We start from the raw sequence: 17081 nt of genomic DNA on the forward strand, positions 1-17081 counted from the left end.
GTCACGAATAAGGGCTATTCACGTCAGTTTGATATGACGGAACAAAATTCGGGCCTGTAGCTCAGCTGGTTAGAGCCGTCCGCTCATAACGGACTGGTCGTAGGTTCAAGTCCTACCGGGCCCACCACAATAAGAGAAGCCTCTTGTATTTCAGTAACTTGCTGATACAAGAGGCTTTTTATTTGCGAATTGAGACACTTTTGTGATACACAAAAGGATGGCTGCGCCTTCTAAAATTCGCTACTTGCAAATAAGAAAACTACCGAATGGCAGTGTGAAATATTATGCACGCGTGAGAGTGCCAAAAGACCTTCTTCGAGATCTATAGCCCCTCAAAAGAAGTTAAAAAATCTCTTCATACTTCTGACCGTCAAGAAGCGCTGGCGCGGTTGCATGAAGCTGTTGCCGAAATACGGTTTGAATTTGATTTAAAGCGAAAGCGATCTGGTAGTGATTTTGCTACATCGCTAGACAACGCAACAATGCGAAGAATAATTCGACGGTATTTTGTTAAGGAGCTTGAAATCGTTGAACGACGCAAGATCGATGATATTGAAGAGCATATGTTTAAGTATGTGATCGATGACATTGAAGAGGAAGCCAATTCTCTAAGGCATCTCGATGAAAGCTGGTATGGAAGCATTCAGCCGGTAGTAAATAATTTGCTCTCTGAAAATTTTATATATTTGAAGGCAACAAGAGATGAATATTGGGCAATGTGCGACTATGTACGGCGTGCGTTTCTTGAGTTAAAGCTGCGAGAATTGGCTATGCTTAAAGGCTCTCCGGGCAGAAAATTCGATTCCCTCTTTGAGGGGGCAGAGGCAGAAGCCGAAGTTATTGATGAAGGACGCGGCGAAGAAATTTCCGTCGGACAATTCATAGAGCTTTTCAATGTGTCGCAGGGTAAGGGTAAATCCGCAAAAAAGCAGCTTGAATATGGGATGGTCTATCAATTGATGAAGGACCATTGGGGGGAAAGAATGCGGCTTAGAGATGTGCGCAGGTCCCATGTGAGGGCAATTAAAGAAACATTGGATCGATTGCCTCCCAATTCCACAAAAAGATTTAAAGGCATGTCAACTTTGGAAATTGCCGCACACGCGGACGCTAATAAATTAGAGCCACTTTCTCCGACTACAGCTAACGGCTATCTTCAGAAAATATCTACAATGTTCAAGTGGGGTATTCAGGAAGAATATGTTGATCATAATCCTGCGACAAGGATGGTGGTAAATGCCGTTGTGGAAGACAGGAAGGCTGCGCGACTACCTTTTAGTGATCAACAATTGAAAAAGATTTTTTCTGCTGAACATTTTTTTAGTGCCACTTCTTCAAGCGGGAATGATGGAAAATTTTGGATACCTTTGATAGCTCTCTTCTCTGGTTTGAGAATGAATGAGATTTGCCAGTTGGAGAATAAAGACATTGCCGAGGAAGAGGGTAATTACTGTTTTGTCGTCCAAGACAGTTCGCAAAATGGTGATAAGAAAATCAAGTCGGCAGCGAGCAGACGGATTGTGCCAGTACACTCCGTATTGCTGAAAATTGGCTTTGTAGATTATTGGAGAAATTGTGAAGAAGAAGGGTACCATCGTCTTTTTCCAAATTTAAAAAAAGATAGCCGAGGGTATTTTAGTGGAAGTTTTCAAAAATGGTTTGGGCGCTATTTGACAGAGTGTGGTGCTAAAGCTCCGAAGACTTCATTCCATTCGTTCAGGCATAGGTTTCGGGACGCTTTAAGGGAAGCCGAGGTTAGTATTGAAGTGGTGGAAAGTATATGTGGATGGACTGGGCGCGGAATGCAGTATCAGTATGGATCCAGCTTAGGAGCTGGGGCGCTGGTAAAACATATTGAAAAAGTGAAGTACCCAAATTTGGATTTATCGCATTTATATAAAAACCAATAAGTTATCTAGCGAAATGAAATTAAGGACATTTGGCTTCCTTTCAATTCCTCATTTGAAGTTTAAACGCTTCAGTCTATTCGGCTCCTGAAATTTGTTTAATACTCGTGATAATTTCTTTTTCCGCTTCAAGAGTTGAACGGCATGTCACTGACAAGACTCCAGTTTTTCGCGTCGCTGTTCCCGCCCCATCGAAAACCCATTGTTGCTTCGGGAGTACGCCATCTTTCGCAGAGAAGATGTAACGAGTAGTAATGATAATTTGAGTAGTGTTTTTATCAACAGGCTTTACGAAAAGATTGATTGCTCCTTCTAATTCCGCATATCCAGTTCTCTGCAATGCGGCAATATATTGTCCTCGAAAATTTATTCCGGGGCTATTGATATAGCCACAATTGACGTATTTATCTGGCTCGCCGCTCCCAAAACTCAATGTCAAGAGACCTGAGTCCTTTTCAAAATTTTTGATTGCAAAAAAGCTCTTTGAGGAAGTCTCAATTAGCGCTATCCATACCTCGTCGAAAGGCTTCGCAATTTCTACGTTATTAGCATAATCCGAGCTAGGCGCAGGGGGTGGAATATACCAAGGCTGAGGGTATTCTCTTGGAGCGCAACTCGCACCAATCAATACGATTAGAAAAGTAAGTGCCTTGTTCATTCGAAATCCAAATTGAAGTGCAAAATTTTTACGAGGTTGATAAAAAATACTAGTTTGCAATGGCAGGCTGTTACAATCATTACTGCAAGGTATTTTTTATTACAATCCGTAAAGTTCTGAGAATAGACCCCCCCTAAAAAATCTGTTTCAAAAAATTTACAATTTTTTTTGAAAGCTAAGAGAGGGGAGGGGTGTACAACATGAAACACTCGTTTATTTTTTTCGTCTACCCATTAGCTTTCTATAGTATAATTTCGAACCGATTGAGCCATTAACTTTTTCATCTAATTCTGCCAGCAAGGCTTCGTTTTCTGTCTCTAATCTCTGTTGCAATTTTATATTGTTGTAGGCAGATAGCGCGCTGGTGATGGCATGTAAATCATGGGCCTTCATCTCGCCCTTAAATACCTTGAGAGCGCTGTCAGCCAATAGAATGGCGGCATCCTCTTCATTTCTTATTCTTTTTCTGGGCATAGCCCCTACCTCCTTCACTGTAAACGTGCACTGGAAAATGAGCAGGTGCTTTCGAGGGCAAACGAAGGTAAGGATAAATATTTGATATCAAATAATATTGTTTATACAGGAAGGCCAGATATAACTTTGCCAATAATTATGTAGAAAACCATCAAAAGAAAAATATATTTAAATATAGGTACATCATACGCCGCAAAAAGTACCTAGTTAACTTTCAGTAGAGCGAATTATATCAAATATATAATTGAACAACAATAACTTTAATTATGTAGTTTTTAGCACTCTATATACACTGGCGCGTCCTATTCCCAGTCTACCCGCAATTTCTGTTGCGCCAAGACCTTCCTTTTTCAATTCTTCTACTTTAGAAACTTCGATTGAAGGTTTTCGGCCTTTATAAATTCCTTTTTTCTTCGCGCGAGCAATACCTTCCATTTGCCGTTCTCGTCTTAAATTAGTTTCGAATTCGGCAAACACGCCTAACATATCAAGGAAAGCTTTTCCAGCGGCGGTTGAGGTGTCTATAGGTTGCTCTGTAGCGGTCAGGGACGCCCCTTTACGTCTTAGCTCGGAAACTATGTCCTGAAGGTCTTTAACCGAACGTGCTAGGCGATCTATACGAGTTACAATAAGCTTGTCGCCTTTGCGGATGAAATCCAGAAGAGTAGTCAATTCATGACGTCCGTCCCGAGAGGACGCTGAAATCTTTTCTGATCGAATAATATCGCAGCCCGCTTTTTTAAGCGCGTCAATTTGCAGCGACAAGTCTTGTTCGATTGTAGATACCCGCGCGTAGCCGTATTGAGACATATCAATCTTTCCTTACTGTCTTATTAGGGTCAAGATGTTATTAATATGATGTCTCGTAAGTCTAATTCAACCCTTATAAGACGCATTTTTTGTCTCTTTAGATTGTCTTGCTAGGCTATACTCATAATGTGAATAATATTCAGAATAGATAGAGATAAACGACAATGTCTGCATATAGAGGTTGGACTTGATATGTCGACTTCGGAAGCGCTTGCAGACGTCTGCAAGTTGCTCACGAGCGCCCTGTGAGTTGTGACCGCCTGCGGATTGCAGGCATACCGCCGTAGCGGCTAGGAGAAGGGACAAAGTAGCCTTTCCAGCTGGTTTTCGGGCTATTTGGCGTTCACAACTTCAACAGCCAAAGCGTCTAAATATTCGAAAAGCGGCACCGCCCGCCTGTTTAATCTGGTTGTAGATATTTGCTTTTAAAGCCCATCTAATTTCAAAACGCATCCGATATTAGAAAGCTCGCATTCTTATACACACCCAGTCGATATCGACCAAGGCTCTCAAGGATGATTACAACCATGTTGTTGAGAAGCAGAACCCACAATAAGTAACAGGGGTGCATATAACCGAAAGGCCTTCATAACTGGTACAAAGCGAAGTTTGCGGACCATTGAAAAAGAACTTTCTAAATTGGGACGATTATCGGTAAGCGGCTAGCGGCGCGGCAAATAGCCCGCCAAGTGGATCGTGGCGGGCTAGAATAGAACATGTTTTGACGGCCAGAACGTTCCCCCGCTCTTACGCAATACTGAATTGGGTGGGAGACATTTTTCTGCCTTCCACCGGAACCAACCCAAAGATCAATACCCTTCGCGTACCCTGCAATTCTCCATGGATTGGATGCCGTCAATATATCGAACATTCTTAAAGGCCTTCTAGTGAGTTTCCTAGCGCGCGCAATTATGCAACGCCACCCTCACCCAAAACCTCTTCAATAATGTCATGTTCGTCGAGGAAGTCCGCTGATATGGGTCCATCAGCAGGATCGTGGCCAGCAAGTCTAGCCTCTTCGATGATCTGCTGCATGGTATCAATGATTTTGGCCGGTGTAATTTCCGTCAGCTGCGAGGCAATAGTTTCAATTGCGGCTTCTTCGAATGGAAAAAAATCTCCGTCATCGTTTTCATTTTGCCGGTTCTTCTGAAGAATCTCGCGCACAAACAATACGGTATCATCTTTATCCATGCCAATAAGCTCAATCTGTCGTTTTATGCGACGAAGTACATAGTCGAAGAACAGCACCGCCAACTGAGAAATTTCCGCAGAAAGCGCAATTACCATGCAGAAATTGTTGGGACAGCTATCGTAGATATGGCGCAGAAGATCATTAACTTCGCGGGCTTCCTTAACGCTGGCGCGTTCGAGATCGTCAAGCTCATCAATAAAGAGATATGCGCCTTTCTTGAAACGTTGCCGATCCTCTTCTGAGATGACCATTTCATGCACAAACAGGTTCACTATCTTAGTAAAGATCGTCATCGCTTGATAGTCGTTTTTGGTCGTGACTAGCGCTCGGAAGCCTTCATCACCTTGGCACCTATAGATTTCCTTGGCGAAGTTACACAATTCGACGGCTGGAACGAGCTTCTCAATAACGCGCTCATTTGAGGCATCGTTAAGGTCGCCGATAGCCTTCCTAGCAGCTATACAGTGGACCAAAAAATCGTGAAATGCCTTCAAGTCCGCAATCAAGTTGGACTTGGCAACAATGTCATTTTTGAAAGCATCAGAGAACGAGAACTTTCCATTCTCTTGTCGAAGAGTAGGGATGAAATAGCAAACCGCGTCGTAAGTAATTTTCTCTTCGTGAAGAATCTTGTTCTGCGCCCACAGTAGCGCATGTGATTTTCCCGTGCCATAGTGACCGTATAACATCAAGAAATTTACATTCCCAACCTGATCCGCAAGCGAGCGCTTTAGAAACTTGTCGAGCAGTTTTTTCTGCTTTTCATAGCCAACCCAGATACTTGCACGTGGATCGATTGCAGAATTTGGATTAGATTTGAAGGGATTATCTTTAAGATTTCCCTTCTGATAGTATTCCCTAGGCTCCATTACCATTTATTTTTCTCCAGTTGTTCCCATTGTCCTCGTGCATGGTAAGCCCTTGCTGTTTTTAGGTCGTACCCGTACATGATTAAACTAGTTACATATGTTTCAACATGTGTAAGCTCCGTGTCTGGTACCATGTAGCAAAGTTCTTCATTCCATTTTGTTGAGCTGAGCGCGAGGCCAGCCTTGGTCAAATTTGCAGAACCGAGAAGCAACAGAGACGAGAGCTTGCTAGCATCTGGGAGACCCCTCTCATACTTTCGGTTTTCGTCAAGAACAAAGCAGAAGAGTTTGCTGTGAAGGCGGGGATAGAAGTATACTGCCAATCTTCTCTCCTCCAATCGTTCGAGCCAGTCGAATTTCATATCTTTGGGAGGTGAAGTAATCAGTAAAGCACTGGCCCCGTCTTCAATTTGCTCGAAGATCAGCTTACCAAAATTCGCGGTTGGTTGAAGCAATTCAGGATTGATAAAAGGTGCGACTAACCAAATATCGCGGTGTGGGAGCTGCCTTCTTGAGAAAATAGAACGGTTGATATCTGGACTTGGATTATTGCGAAGAAGCCGATTAGGCTGAGGTCCAGTGAGAACTCGTGCGGCGGGGCGCTCAATGGCTGCCGCAACGGCCACCGCGCCTGCTTCTGCTTCGCTAATTAAAATTGCACCATCAAACGCTCCATCCTGAGGCGCGGCTAGTCTGTCCTCAACAGCATGCTCCCCAGCCCTATAGAGGTAAACGTTCGTACCTGATCTGATGTAGATGGCCCGTTGACCACGGCTGACATACCTGATCCAAGCGCCATCAATGCCTTGATAACGATGGTCATCGCCGTCCTCTCGAAAGTTCCCTGTTCGAAGCAAAGTTTTCTGTAGAACACGTTTCGCGAAATTCGGATCACCATGCGTCTGAAGATCGAAAATAAATTCAGGCATTAGAAAAACTGGCATGGTTAACGTTGCACGCTCAACGCACCACCGGTATTGCGTGATCGGCGAAGCGTTATGCGACGATTTTTTCTATTTCGTTCAACATCAAGAGCTTGTGGTAGATCAATAGCAGCAGCTTTGCGAGCACAAGCCATAGCTATTATGGACGGGTAAGCCACTGTTATTGCTAATTCTCTACGCAACATTATTTTCCTCGTGTGTAATGACCGGTAGGTATACATCATATCGCCTAACTGATCGACCAATTTGTCAGTGTCAGAGTTTTCAAAAGGTTTGATGTGGAGGTCTGCGAAAGCCTCGCCAAAATCAACGAGGGTTTCCCAGAGCGACTTTGTACCTTCAAGCAAGTTCGACTTGAATCCAGAACGAACAAGTTCAAAATCCATTGGCCAGAAAACAAATAATTCGTCATCGTTGATGTAACCGGACCTCTTTAGAGATTCCTTGAATCTTTGCCCAAGGTGAGTTAGGCCCGATTCATCCGACCAAAATCCAAGCGTTCTTGCCCAGTCTTTTCTTCGTGGTGGGACCTTTCTAAAATAGTCATCTGAGAATTTAATTGTCTCACTAATTGACTTGTCCGGATCGAGCCATTTGTTTTTCTCCAGTGGTTCGGTTCGTCGCAACGATGAGATCGATTTTCCTATTCCTGCGCTTCCTTTATTTTTTTCTTGACGCTCTATAGTAATGGTACGAGCTACGTGCTTTGCCGCGTCTCTTCCGGGCATGGCTTTTGCCAAGACTTCCCGCTTAAGTTTAATCAGTGAAGAGAGTTTTTGTTTTATCTGCTCTTCCTCAAAATTAGCTAGCAGAAGATTGACAAATATTTCGCCGTCGTTGAGGAGAACCGCCCATAAAAAAATAAATGACTGTGCCTCTTTAGCTTGCTTTGGATTGTCTAGGAGCTTTACTGCAATCGCGGCAGCATCTAAATTCTCTAGGACAAGAACATCGCCAGGAGTTCGATGGATTAGGCCGAGGGAATAAAAGAAATCAGCTATGTTATCTGTTTTGAGCTTCCAACCCGAGTCTGGCCCGACTAGTTCCGTCCAAGATGCTAGCGTAATATCTCCATTCGCCAAGTACATGTCTTGAAGATCGCCAAAACGCTCCAAAGTCCGCTCTAGGCCGACAGAGTACCCGATTTTCCGCATGAATATCCCATAGGGATCAGAATGGGCTGTAGCCACCATGTGCACTCACTCTTGGACGAATTTGAATAAGAACAGCCCTGCTGCTCGCCTGATCGCCTAAAAAGCATTGACCGGCATCCAGCACGCGCATCATTTCACCGAAATCACTCAGGCTGGTGCCAGAAAGCTTCATCGACTTAACCGATTTGGTCGGAATTCGATTAACCGCCGCATTGATATCACTTTGGAAACTTAACCGATGGCTGAATGTAAGGTTGACTTGGCTTAGAATGCGATCGTCGAGTGCAGACGGTTGTTGTGTTGCAAGCACTAACGAAAGACCAGCGTCACGGCCTCGCTTTACATATTCAATAAGTGCCGCTCTTGCGGGCGAAAGCCGATCACTAGGTGCGACAACATGCGCCTCATCAATCACGAGCCAGACCCGGTCTGGTATTCCATCACTTTCGAATTCCTTTTCGAAAAAACTAGCAGTCTTCTTCTTGTTGTGGTGCTTGCCCAAAATATCAAATAAGGACCGTGCTATCACTGCTGTGATGAGTGACTTGTCCTCATTGCGAAGCTCCCGCAGAGATAAAATATTGCAGGTTCCCTCTTCAAGAAGGTCACTAACTTTTAAACCGTTTGCCGAGAACAATTTTGTCCGGCGATAGTCATCCAACTTGTAGGTGATCGCGTTTCTAGAAGTTTCTGCAATATTCGGCCAGTTCGAGATCGTCGGCGATATAGTTGATCATGTCAGCGATCTCGAAGTCTTGATCGTCAAACGCTTCGAGCGTGGCGCTCAGAATATGCCCTTGGGCGCTGTAAATTTCTTGTCCTAAGAGCGCGGCCCACTCTTCCGCACGAACGTCTCGCGGTCGTAATTGAAGTGTCTCTTCGGTCCCAAGAAACTTTGTTGTGCCTTCCGGCGCAAAAACCCGCGCTTTCGCGAGGCTGTTAGGCTTGAGGTTCCAACGCTTCAGATCTTCTAGTTGGGTCTTATTTGCGGGGATTGCTTCCCGAGGCGCGTAGCCCAATGTCCAAAATTGGCTTTGCGTATCCACGATGATCGAAGTGATTGGTTTAACGTCATTCTGGATCGGAGAAGATTCTGAAAGCTGTGAAATGCCCTCAACAAGCACACCAAGATCAAAACTCTTACCACTACCTCGGGTGCCGGTGATGTACATGACGTGAGGGAATGTTGTGTCGAGCCATGCATCAGACCCCAAGAAGCTCCTTCCCTTGGTCGTCTCCAGTATCTTTCCAATATAAATTAGATTACTGACATCGTCGCCATTAAGGGCTCTTCCAAAGACTATATTGTTTCCACGTTGAACGTGCTGGATTTTTACAAGGGCGTCTTCAACTGCGTAGGGACTCTTCTCAAGAACTTTGCCAAATCTCTCAGATGACTTTGCTGAAAAACTCATTTTGATACTCCTTAAAAGACAGCCAAGTTGGGGTATCACCTGGTCTCAACATCAACACTCTCGATGGCCTTAGCGCATCGAGGTAATGACTATGATTCGCCGCAGCGATGAAAGCGATCCTTCCTGTTGCGATGATCTGCTTTCTAAGGTTGTGAGCCACAATCTTGGCCGTCATTGGGTCAAGATCAGAACAGAACTCATCGAGAAGCCAAACCTCTTCATCACGTAGTAGTAAGTCGGCGATCATTGCCCGATACTGCTGGCCTCGGCTGAGCATCCAAAATGGTTTGATAAACGCGAGAGCCTCTGACAATCCAACCCGGCTCAAGGCAATAAACGCGCGTTGTGGAGTGTACTTCTCAGCTAGCGCCTCAAATATTGGAATATCCTCTCTTAGCGCCCTAAGCCATCCTGCCTTATATAATAGTTTTGCATTTTTGGTTACAGTAAGATTTCCATCAAGCGCTTTTTCGGGATCAAGTGCATTAAGAAACACGCTTTTACCACTTCCGCTTGAGCCAACAACGAGTATGATATTTCCGTTCGAAGCTTTAACCGCGACATCCCGGACAATATCCGAAAAGACTGTATCGCCTTTTAGTCCGAAGGCATCCATGATCATTTTCGTGGACTTAGTTTCCGGGATATTATAGGCCGCGCGAATTGACAAATTCTCGATAGAAATTTGTATGCTTCGCGCCGAGAAATCATTTTTCTTGGGCTCCATAACCTTTCGTGGCGGGAAAATTTTCTGAGCTTCGCGCAGATAAAGAGCAGAGCTATCATCTAGCGGGCAAAGATAATACGGAATAGGACTTCTAATAACTGAACGAAGCACAGCCCATTCCCCAGCTGTTAGCGAATTTTCATTTTTCTCGATCTTCCTACGAAGATACTCCAATCCGTCCTCAAAGCTGATATTCATGGTTTCGCAGAAGTCCTGTAAAGCACGAAAGTACTTCCGTTGCAGACTCATCATGCCGAATTCACCGGCAGGGGAGCGAACCATATGCTCCATATCCTTGAGTACGCGCTTGATATTGCCTTCTGTATTACCAATAAACTTGAAACCTGAAGAAGAAACAAAATCGATGTGACACAGCATTTCTGCCGAGATTTCCATAAAGATTGGGCGCATTCCCGAGATTTGCCAGCGTTCTGCAGAAAAATCTTTGGCAGCTTTGATGATTCGCCGAGTGAGCCCAAGTCCGCGAAGTTCCGGAGCGACGACGATGCGTGCAATCCGCACAATCGTGTTCAAGTACTTCTTCATCGCCTCGGGGTTCCATTTGTTCCAAGCGATGTTTCGCTCCGAATGAGCAAACGGATGATCAAAAAGCTGGTGGCGCGGTTTACACATCATTAGCGGCATCTGAAGGTCGACATAGCCCGCCGGAATCCAATGCTCACCGAACTTTAGCTCAGCGTACAAGACCGCGCGGCGGCCACCAACAGACGGATTGCCTGTTTTGCTTTCTGTATCACGCGATCTTTCACCGAGCGAAGTATTTGTCTTATAGTGAAACTGTTCTAAAAACTCTAATGAGCGCACGTCAGTGGGAGAACTAATTTCCCTGATACGCAGAGCCAGCTTTTCTTGACCTAGATTCAAATAGTCATTGGCAATGAAGTACGGCGTTACTGGAATGTCTGGCTGATCCGCCTCTTTGGCCACGACAGAAACCTTATCGCTACCCGCTGCTCCAAGGCGAATTCTGTCGCCTTTACCGACGACAGCGAAACGATGAAGCTTAATACTGACCGACGATCCTTCGCCAGAACGTACAGTAATGGCCTTTAAATGCCCCTTCGGATTTGCAGTGAGGACATCATAAATTTTAGAGGTACTACTCATTGATTTTTGGTCTACCTTACACTTTGGCGTTGGAAACCGTAGGTCTTCAAGACGCTTTGGCTGAGATAATCTTCCATTGCGCGCCAGTCAGTACTATAGGTAACACTTTGTCGATGGAACTGTAAATTGCTATCTAGGCCTACTACCGGGTTACGGGACGCGGACGGGTACATTTAGCAAACTGGACTGTGGTAAATCGTGCGCGCTTTACATCCGCTGACATCTGACTTCGATCCCTTACGCTGTATTGTCTTATGAATAAATCTGACGGGCGCTGGCCCCTTTTTTCCTTTGGTGCCCTGTTGCTTCTAAATTGAAGTTAGGACTAAATCAATGTGGGAGGTTTTTTAGCATTTTATGTTCGTGTAACATCCTACTATCTAGATATGCTCACCTTGTTTTAAACAACAAGAAGTGATTGCTTCGCCTATATTTCCCTAACAAAGAAATAGTAATATAGAGGATTTTATCTAAGTTATTGAAAAGATTGCCGTACCCGACACGATTCAAACGTATAACCTCTGCCTTCGGACGAAGTAAATTCTATTAAAAATTCGATATTATTCATAGAGTTATCATGGAGACCAAAAAAGCAATAATTCTTTGAGATATTTTCACTTTCAGTGCCTAGTTTAGTCTTCAAATTTGATTGAATGGGAAAGAGTAAACTAAACTTGAGACTGTATGCAATAATTTTGCTGTAGTCTAATTTTAGCGCTATCGAAAAATGAACGAGGCTGCAGACGTCTGCGAGTGTCAGGGAACCGTTAATATGAAATTCAGAAAGCCCTTCTCTTTTCATAGGTAATAGCGTTTCCATCGTTGGTATTGTTTGTCATCCGCAAAAGCGTTTCTGGCTAGCTTCGCGGCAATGACAGGCGGGAAACGAACTTTTTTTCGAGTTGCGGTTCCGCTTTGAATGCGCTGGAGGATACGATTGACGCTGGTTGCCTGCCACTGACCATTTCTTTTCGTTTTTACGCCCAGTTCATTGAGTTCACGGGCTATACCGTAAGAACTGCTTATGCCACGCCTCTTTATTGATAAAATAATAGGGTATATCGATCTAGCAAATTCTCTAGCCTGCTCAGTCCGATATCTTAAATTTGCAGCGGCGCCACCAATTGGGAGATTATTGCGTCGCCTTTCGAGAATTGAATATTCTCTATTTCGTTCCTTGCCGTAGTATCTATAAAACTCTCGGCGAACCAATCTTTTTAGATCTTTGTTGGATATTTCTGGATTGAAGATTGTTCTAATTTTTAGACCTCTATCAAATAGCTCTTGAAGATAATCTGCATCGCGCGTCAAACGATTTATTCTTGTAACTATCAATGTAAGAGATTGGTCCAATGCGGCTGCAACCGCTAATTCTCTTTGAGGGAGAGATGTCTCTTGTTCGCTAATTATCTCTACGTATTCCCCAAAGATCTCGCCTTCATTTTCTTCAACAAACATTCTAATCAGACGTAATTGTTCTTGGTTAGATTTTTTGTTGCTTCGGGAGGATACGCGAGCGTAGGCGATAAATTTTTTATAGCCTGTAATGCGATAGAATATTTTCATGATAACCGGATAACTAGGAATAATTTCCTAACGGTACATAAGAAACAAACATCATGAAAAGAGAAATATTATCTAACTTATAATTGTTTTATTTGATTACGTTAGACTGAGCGGCTTTCTCAAGGTTTCTTGCAGACGTCTACAATTCTGTCGAGCGGAGTAAAAAATACGCTCTTTTAATAACTTTTATCTTACGCTAGTTATCCACTAATGTCAATAAAAACAATAAGGTAAAAAATGTTGACGCCGATTCGGTATGCTCATAATTTCATAATTTTATTTCAATTCTACTAAACTATCTGGTACTCAATTTAATAGTAGGAAGGGCATTGTCACATTAACTTGAGAAAGTCGCATAGAAACCTCAGAAAAAATGTTTAGGCCGCTGCGCTTGCATTTTCCCAAACGCCAAATGCTTTAGCACGGCTTTGCTTGAGATGAGATCTGTTTATTAGGTGACGTTGAAGATAAAAACTATTGTAAGTGGCAGACTGGATATTGAGAAATCTCTGGGCTGAACCTGGCGATTTAAACTTCTGCATTTTTCTTTCTCTTCGCCGGATGGGAAGATGTGAATTTTCTGCCCGATTATTCGCTCTTTTCTTATCAATATGCTCGGCTTTCATGCCTAGAATTCGAAGCGCCTTATGATAGGATTTTAGCTTATCCGTGACGATCTGCATCGGCGCGAAACCCTGCTTCTTCAATAATTTTCTCATCAGTTTTAAGGCCGCTTTGGCGTTTCGCCTTGGTTGTACAAGGAAATCCAAGACTTCACCTTCGCTATCGACAGCACGCCATAGCCAATGTCGTTTACCACGAATAAAAATGACCATTTCATCCAGATGCCAGATATCGTTGGGAGAAGGGCGGTTGGATCTCAGATTTCTGGCTATTGGTTCGCCAAACTTTAGAAACCATCTTCGAACTGTTTCGTATGAAATATCCAGGCCTCGCTCGGCCAACAGATCTTCTACATCTCGATAGCTCAGCGTAAATCGAGCATAAAGCCAAATTGCATGTTGAATGATATGAGGTGGAAATCGGTGCCGGGAATAAGAGATATTTTTCATCGATCGAGATTAGAGCACCAATAATTTTTCCGCCACTAAGTTAATGTGACAACAACGCCGAAGCAGCTATCGGTGATGCTGGAATTAATCGTCATCAACTAGAAACAGCTTTTGCGTCAAGGTTATACTCTGAAATGATTAATGGCCAGGTCGTGCTCAAAGAAATGGGGATTACCGGAATTGAAATAACCAACGTTGAAAATGCCTGCGCAGGTGGCGCAACAGCCGTGCGATCATTATGGAAGGATATTGCGGCGGGGCATTGTGATGTGGGTATTGCCATTGGAATGGAATCTATGACTACCAGCCCTATTGCGGGCAAACTTATTCCACCTGCTGACGATGATCTTGAAGGAAATTTAGGGCTGGCAATGCCGGTGGTGTTTGCGTTGATGGCGAACCGGCTCATGGAAACACACGGTGCAACTATTGAGGATTTCGCGCAAGTTTCTGTTAAATCGCACGAGTTCGGATATTTAAACCCTCAGGCACAATATCGAAAGCAATTGACTGTGGAAGAAATAGTGAATTCGCGCTCTATTGCCGATCCTATTACTTTGCTTCAGTGCTGTCCTAACACAGACGGTGCCGCCGCCATTGTTCTTTGCTCAAGCAAGTTTGCGAGGCGCTACACGTCGCACCCTATCCGGATACTCTCGTCTGCTCTACAGTCAGGGGATTACTTCTTCAAGAAAAAAGATCTGACATCTTTTGATGTTGGTAAAAAGACCGCAAATATAGCTTATGAGATGGCAGGTGTTGATCCATCAGATTTAGATGTTGTCGAGCTTCATGATGCTTTCGCATGCGAGGAGTTAGTTCACTATGAGGATTTAGGGCTTTGCAAAATAGGGGATGCAGTTTCTTTGCTCCGATCTGGGGCGACGTCGTTGGGCGGGCGTATCCCAGTAAATCCAAGCGGTGGCTTGTTATCTCTCGGTCATCCATTAAGCGCATCCGGTGTTAGAAATATATGCGAAATCACGCTGCAGCTTCGGGGGCAATGCGAAGACCGCCAGTCGCCAAATGCAAAGCTTGGCCTTGCCCAGATGCTTGGCGGTCATGCAACAGGTCTTGAGACGGGTGCCTGCGCCATTCATATATTGGCCGCGTAAAACCTATTCGAAATTATTTATTACGTTTGTATGATGGGTGCTGTCACATGGCGTTGTCACATTAACTTCAAAAAGACACAGATATTCCCAAGTTACAAATTCTCAGGCTGCAGCGCTTGCAGTTGCCCAAATGCTATATGCTTCAGAACGACAATGCTTGAGGTGGGTCGATTGATTAAGAGTCGTTGAAGGTAGAAATTGTTGTATGTGGCTGAGTGAATATTGAGGAATTTCTGAACGGATCCTGGTGACTTAAACCGCTGCATTTTTCGTTCTCTTCGCCGGATAGGAAGGTGTGAGTTTTCTACCCGATTGTTCGCTCTTTTCTTATCAGTATGCTCGGCTTTTATGCCTAGAATTCGAAGCATCTTATGATAGGATTTCAGCTTATCTGTGACGATTTGTGTTGGCGCGAAACCCTGCTTCTTCAATAATTTTCTCATCAGTTTTAGGGCCGCTTTGGCGTTTCGCCTTGGCTGTACAAGGAAATCTAAGACTTCACCTTCGCTATCGACAGCACGCCATAGCCAATGTCGTTTACCACGAATAAAAAAGAGCATTTCATCCAGATGCCAGATATCGTTGGGAGAAGGGCGGTTGGATCTCAGATTTCAGGCTATTGGTTCGCCAAACTTCAGAACCAACGACGAACCGTTTCATATGAAATATCCAATCCGCGCACCGCTAAAAGCCCTTCGATATCCCGATAGCTAAGCGTAAATCGAGCGTACAGCCAGACTGCGTTCTGAATAATATGAGGCGGAAAACGATGGCGCTGATAAGAAATCTTTTTCATCAATCGAGATTAGATCACCAATAATTTTCTCGCCACTAAGTTAATGTGACAATGTCATGTGACAACACCAGTCCGAAAGCATCGTCTGACAGCACCCTTTGGACTGATCCGGTCAGTCCTGGTTTCTTGATTTCAGGAAAAGGGCCAGTTGTCTGTCGTGACGGCTGACGGCGGATCGTCGGCCGTCATTCAGCCAGGCAGGCCATCTTGCGCGCTCGCCCGTTGGCTGATCTCCGACAACCGTGACCCGTTGAATGACGCGTTCTTCGGAAAAATCGTTCAACACATAATGCTGGGTGCACCGGTTATCCCAGATTCCGATGGTGCCTTCCGACCAGCGGTATCGCACCGTGAAACGCGGGTTCTGCACCCAGCCTGTCAGAAAGTCGAGCAAGGCCGCGCTTTCCGGTGCACTCATTTCGACGATACGCCGGGTAAAATGTTCATTCACATAGAGCGCTTTCCGGCCCGTTTCGGGGTGAATTCTGACGACCGGATGAATGGCCATCTGTTCGGGGTGATTATGCGGTAGCGCATCATGCAATGCCGTCAACCCGGTACATAATTCCTGCATCGGCGGGGATAGCGCATCGAACGCGGCGCAAAGGTTTGTCCACATCGTATCGCCCCCTGTTTCGGGGCATTTGACCATGTTCAGAATGGACATCAAAGACGGTTGTTCCTGGAATGTCAGGTCCGTGTGCCACTCATCGGCAATGCCGCCATTGCTTGCCACCAGTTCAAAAACTTCCGGATGATCCAGATACGGGTTTTTCAGGTTTGGATGCCCTTCTAGTTCGCCGAAATGACGCCCAAAGTCGACGTGATCCTCAATAGAAAGATTTTGCTGCGGAAAAAACAGCACCATATGTTTGGCCAACAGACGCCGTATTTCCGCAATATCGTTGCTATTGACAGTCGCCAGATCAATGCCCTGTACTTCTGCGCCCAATGCTCCGGACAATCGGTTTATATCCCAGTTTTTCATGTCAGCCCCGATCTTTTAATCTAAGTGTAACTCCAATCCGCTGATTTGATAAATGTTTCTTTTCGTTGTTAAGGTTTGGGCAATCATGAATTTAACGTCCGCTGTTCCCCGTCAGCAGACCTTTTCCGGCCCAACGTAATTACTCTGTTATGTTTCTGTAGTGGAAGTTTACAGAGTTCAAATTTCTCTAGTATACAAAACCACAAACGACACCTAGGAGACGTTTGAGTGGTCGTTAGCTGACAACACCCGTCAGCTCGTT

General features: G+C 44.5%; 14 protein-coding genes, 1 tRNA gene and 1 pseudogene. 3 read left to right on the forward strand and 13 right to left on the reverse strand.

All coding sequences use genetic code 11. The annotated features are described in order from the left end of the window. The first annotated feature begins 50 nt into the window (after window positions 1–50). A tRNA-Ile gene (locus AC0L73_RS14500) sits at window positions 51–127 on the forward strand. 262 nt (window positions 128–389) lie between these two features. After that, window positions 390–1910: a site-specific integrase gene (locus AC0L73_RS14505; RefSeq protein WP_473654045.1), complete on the forward strand. Its 1521-nt coding sequence runs from the start codon at window positions 390–392 to the stop codon at window positions 1908–1910. Between the two features lie 73 nt (window positions 1911–1983). Here AC0L73_RS14505 and AC0L73_RS14510 read toward each other — a convergent pair whose 3' ends face one another. From AC0L73_RS14510 to AC0L73_RS14560, 11 genes are all read right to left on the reverse strand, one after another. Beyond that, window positions 1984–2565, reverse strand: coding sequence for a hypothetical protein (locus tag AC0L73_RS14510; RefSeq protein WP_473654046.1), 582 nt, complete (start codon window positions 2563–2565; stop codon window positions 1984–1986). Between the two features lie 213 nt (window positions 2566–2778). Beyond that, entirely contained in the window at window positions 2779–3039 is a 261-nt protein-coding gene (locus AC0L73_RS14515) for a hypothetical protein (RefSeq protein WP_473654047.1), read from the reverse strand. A 264-nt stretch (window positions 3040–3303) separates the two neighbouring features. Further along, window positions 3304–3849 (reverse strand): recombinase family protein, encoded by a 546-nt coding sequence (locus tag AC0L73_RS14520; RefSeq protein WP_473654048.1) that lies wholly within the window; start codon window positions 3847–3849, stop codon window positions 3304–3306. 909 nt (window positions 3850–4758) lie between these two features. Next, entirely contained in the window at window positions 4759–5919 is a 1161-nt protein-coding gene (locus AC0L73_RS14525) for a hypothetical protein (RefSeq protein WP_473654049.1), read from the reverse strand. After that, entirely contained in the window at window positions 5913–6842 is a 930-nt protein-coding gene (locus tag AC0L73_RS14530; protein WP_473654050.1) for a phospholipase D-like domain-containing protein, read from the reverse strand. Before AC0L73_RS14530 ends, AC0L73_RS14525 begins: the two co-directional genes overlap by 7 nt. Before the next feature lie 17 nt (window positions 6843–6859). Continuing rightward, on the reverse strand, window positions 6860–8050 hold the full coding sequence (locus AC0L73_RS14535) for a hypothetical protein (protein WP_473654051.1): 1191 nt from the start codon (window positions 8048–8050) through the stop codon (window positions 6860–6862). Then, on the reverse strand, window positions 8028–8672 hold the full coding sequence (locus AC0L73_RS14540; RefSeq protein WP_473654052.1) for an ATP-binding protein: 645 nt from the start codon (window positions 8670–8672) through the stop codon (window positions 8028–8030). Before AC0L73_RS14540 ends, AC0L73_RS14535 begins: the two co-directional genes overlap by 23 nt. A 19-nt stretch (window positions 8673–8691) precedes the next feature. Further along, window positions 8692–9426 carry a helicase HerA domain-containing protein gene (locus tag AC0L73_RS14545; protein WP_473654053.1) on the reverse strand — a complete coding sequence of 245 codons (735 nt, stop codon included), beginning with the start codon at window positions 9424–9426 and terminating at the stop codon, window positions 8692–8694. After that, window positions 9401–11281, reverse strand: coding sequence for an ATP-binding cassette domain-containing protein (locus AC0L73_RS14550; protein WP_473654054.1), 1881 nt, complete (start codon window positions 11279–11281; stop codon window positions 9401–9403). The genes AC0L73_RS14545 and AC0L73_RS14550 overlap by 26 nt, the downstream gene beginning before the upstream one ends. Window positions 11282–12079: 798 nt before the next feature. Continuing rightward, a complete protein-coding gene (locus tag AC0L73_RS14555; RefSeq protein WP_473654055.1) occupies window positions 12080–12847 on the reverse strand; it encodes a recombinase family protein in 768 nt (255 codons plus the stop codon). Between the two features lie 377 nt (window positions 12848–13224). Next, the gene (locus AC0L73_RS14560) at window positions 13225–13920 is read right to left on the reverse strand and encodes an IS6 family transposase (protein ID WP_227950780.1); all 696 of its coding nucleotides are present in this window, start codon (window positions 13918–13920) and stop codon (window positions 13225–13227) included. Window positions 13921–13988: 68 nt separating this feature from the next. On the opposite strand from AC0L73_RS14560, the gene AC0L73_RS14565 reads away from it, so the two are divergent. After that, window positions 13989–15035, forward strand: a complete 1047-nt coding sequence (locus AC0L73_RS14565; RefSeq protein WP_473655452.1) for a thiolase family protein — start codon at window positions 13989–13991, stop codon at window positions 15033–15035. 102 nt (window positions 15036–15137) lie between these two features. On the opposite strand, the pseudogene AC0L73_RS14570 reads toward AC0L73_RS14565, so the two are convergent. Next, window positions 15138–15831 (reverse strand): annotated as a pseudogene (locus tag AC0L73_RS14570) (IS6 family transposase). 112 nt (window positions 15832–15943) lie between these two features. After that, the gene (locus AC0L73_RS14575; RefSeq protein ID WP_473654056.1) at window positions 15944–16819 is read right to left on the reverse strand and encodes a TauD/TfdA dioxygenase family protein; all 876 of its coding nucleotides are present in this window, start codon (window positions 16817–16819) and stop codon (window positions 15944–15946) included. Window positions 16820–17081: the final 262 nt, after the last annotated feature.

It is taken from the genome of Sneathiella sp. D3-11 (assembly GCF_055809395.1).

Bases quoted from the DNA above. Each gene is read 5' to 3' on its own strand.
- AC0L73_RS14510 (WP_473654046.1), bottom strand. From the start codon at position 2,565: ATGAACAAGGCACTTACTTTTCTAATCGTATTGATTGGTGCGAGTTGC.
- AC0L73_RS14515 (WP_473654047.1), bottom strand. From the start codon at position 3,039: ATGCCCAGAAAAAGAATAAGAAATGAAGAGGATGCCGCCATTCTATTG.
- AC0L73_RS14520 (WP_473654048.1), bottom strand. From the start codon at position 3,849: ATGTCTCAATACGGCTACGCGCGGGTATCTACAATCGAACAAGACTTG.
- AC0L73_RS14525 (WP_473654049.1), bottom strand. From the start codon at position 5,919: ATGGTAATGGAGCCTAGGGAATACTATCAGAAGGGAAATCTTAAAGAT.
- AC0L73_RS14530 (WP_473654050.1), bottom strand. From the start codon at position 6,842: ATGCCTGAATTTATTTTCGATCTTCAGACGCATGGTGATCCGAATTTC.
- AC0L73_RS14535 (WP_473654051.1), bottom strand. From the start codon at position 8,050: ATGGTGGCTACAGCCCATTCTGATCCCTATGGGATATTCATGCGGAAA.
- AC0L73_RS14545 (WP_473654053.1), bottom strand. From the start codon at position 9,426: ATGAGTTTTTCAGCAAAGTCATCTGAGAGATTTGGCAAAGTTCTTGAG.
- AC0L73_RS14550 (WP_473654054.1), bottom strand. From the start codon at position 11,281: ATGAGTAGTACCTCTAAAATTTATGATGTCCTCACTGCAAATCCGAAG.
- AC0L73_RS14555 (WP_473654055.1), bottom strand. From the start codon at position 12,847: ATGAAAATATTCTATCGCATTACAGGCTATAAAAAATTTATCGCCTAC.
- AC0L73_RS14560 (WP_227950780.1), bottom strand. From the start codon at position 13,920: ATGAAAAATATCTCTTATTCCCGGCACCGATTTCCACCTCATATCATT.
- AC0L73_RS14575 (WP_473654056.1), bottom strand. From the start codon at position 16,819: ATGAAAAACTGGGATATAAACCGATTGTCCGGAGCATTGGGCGCAGAA.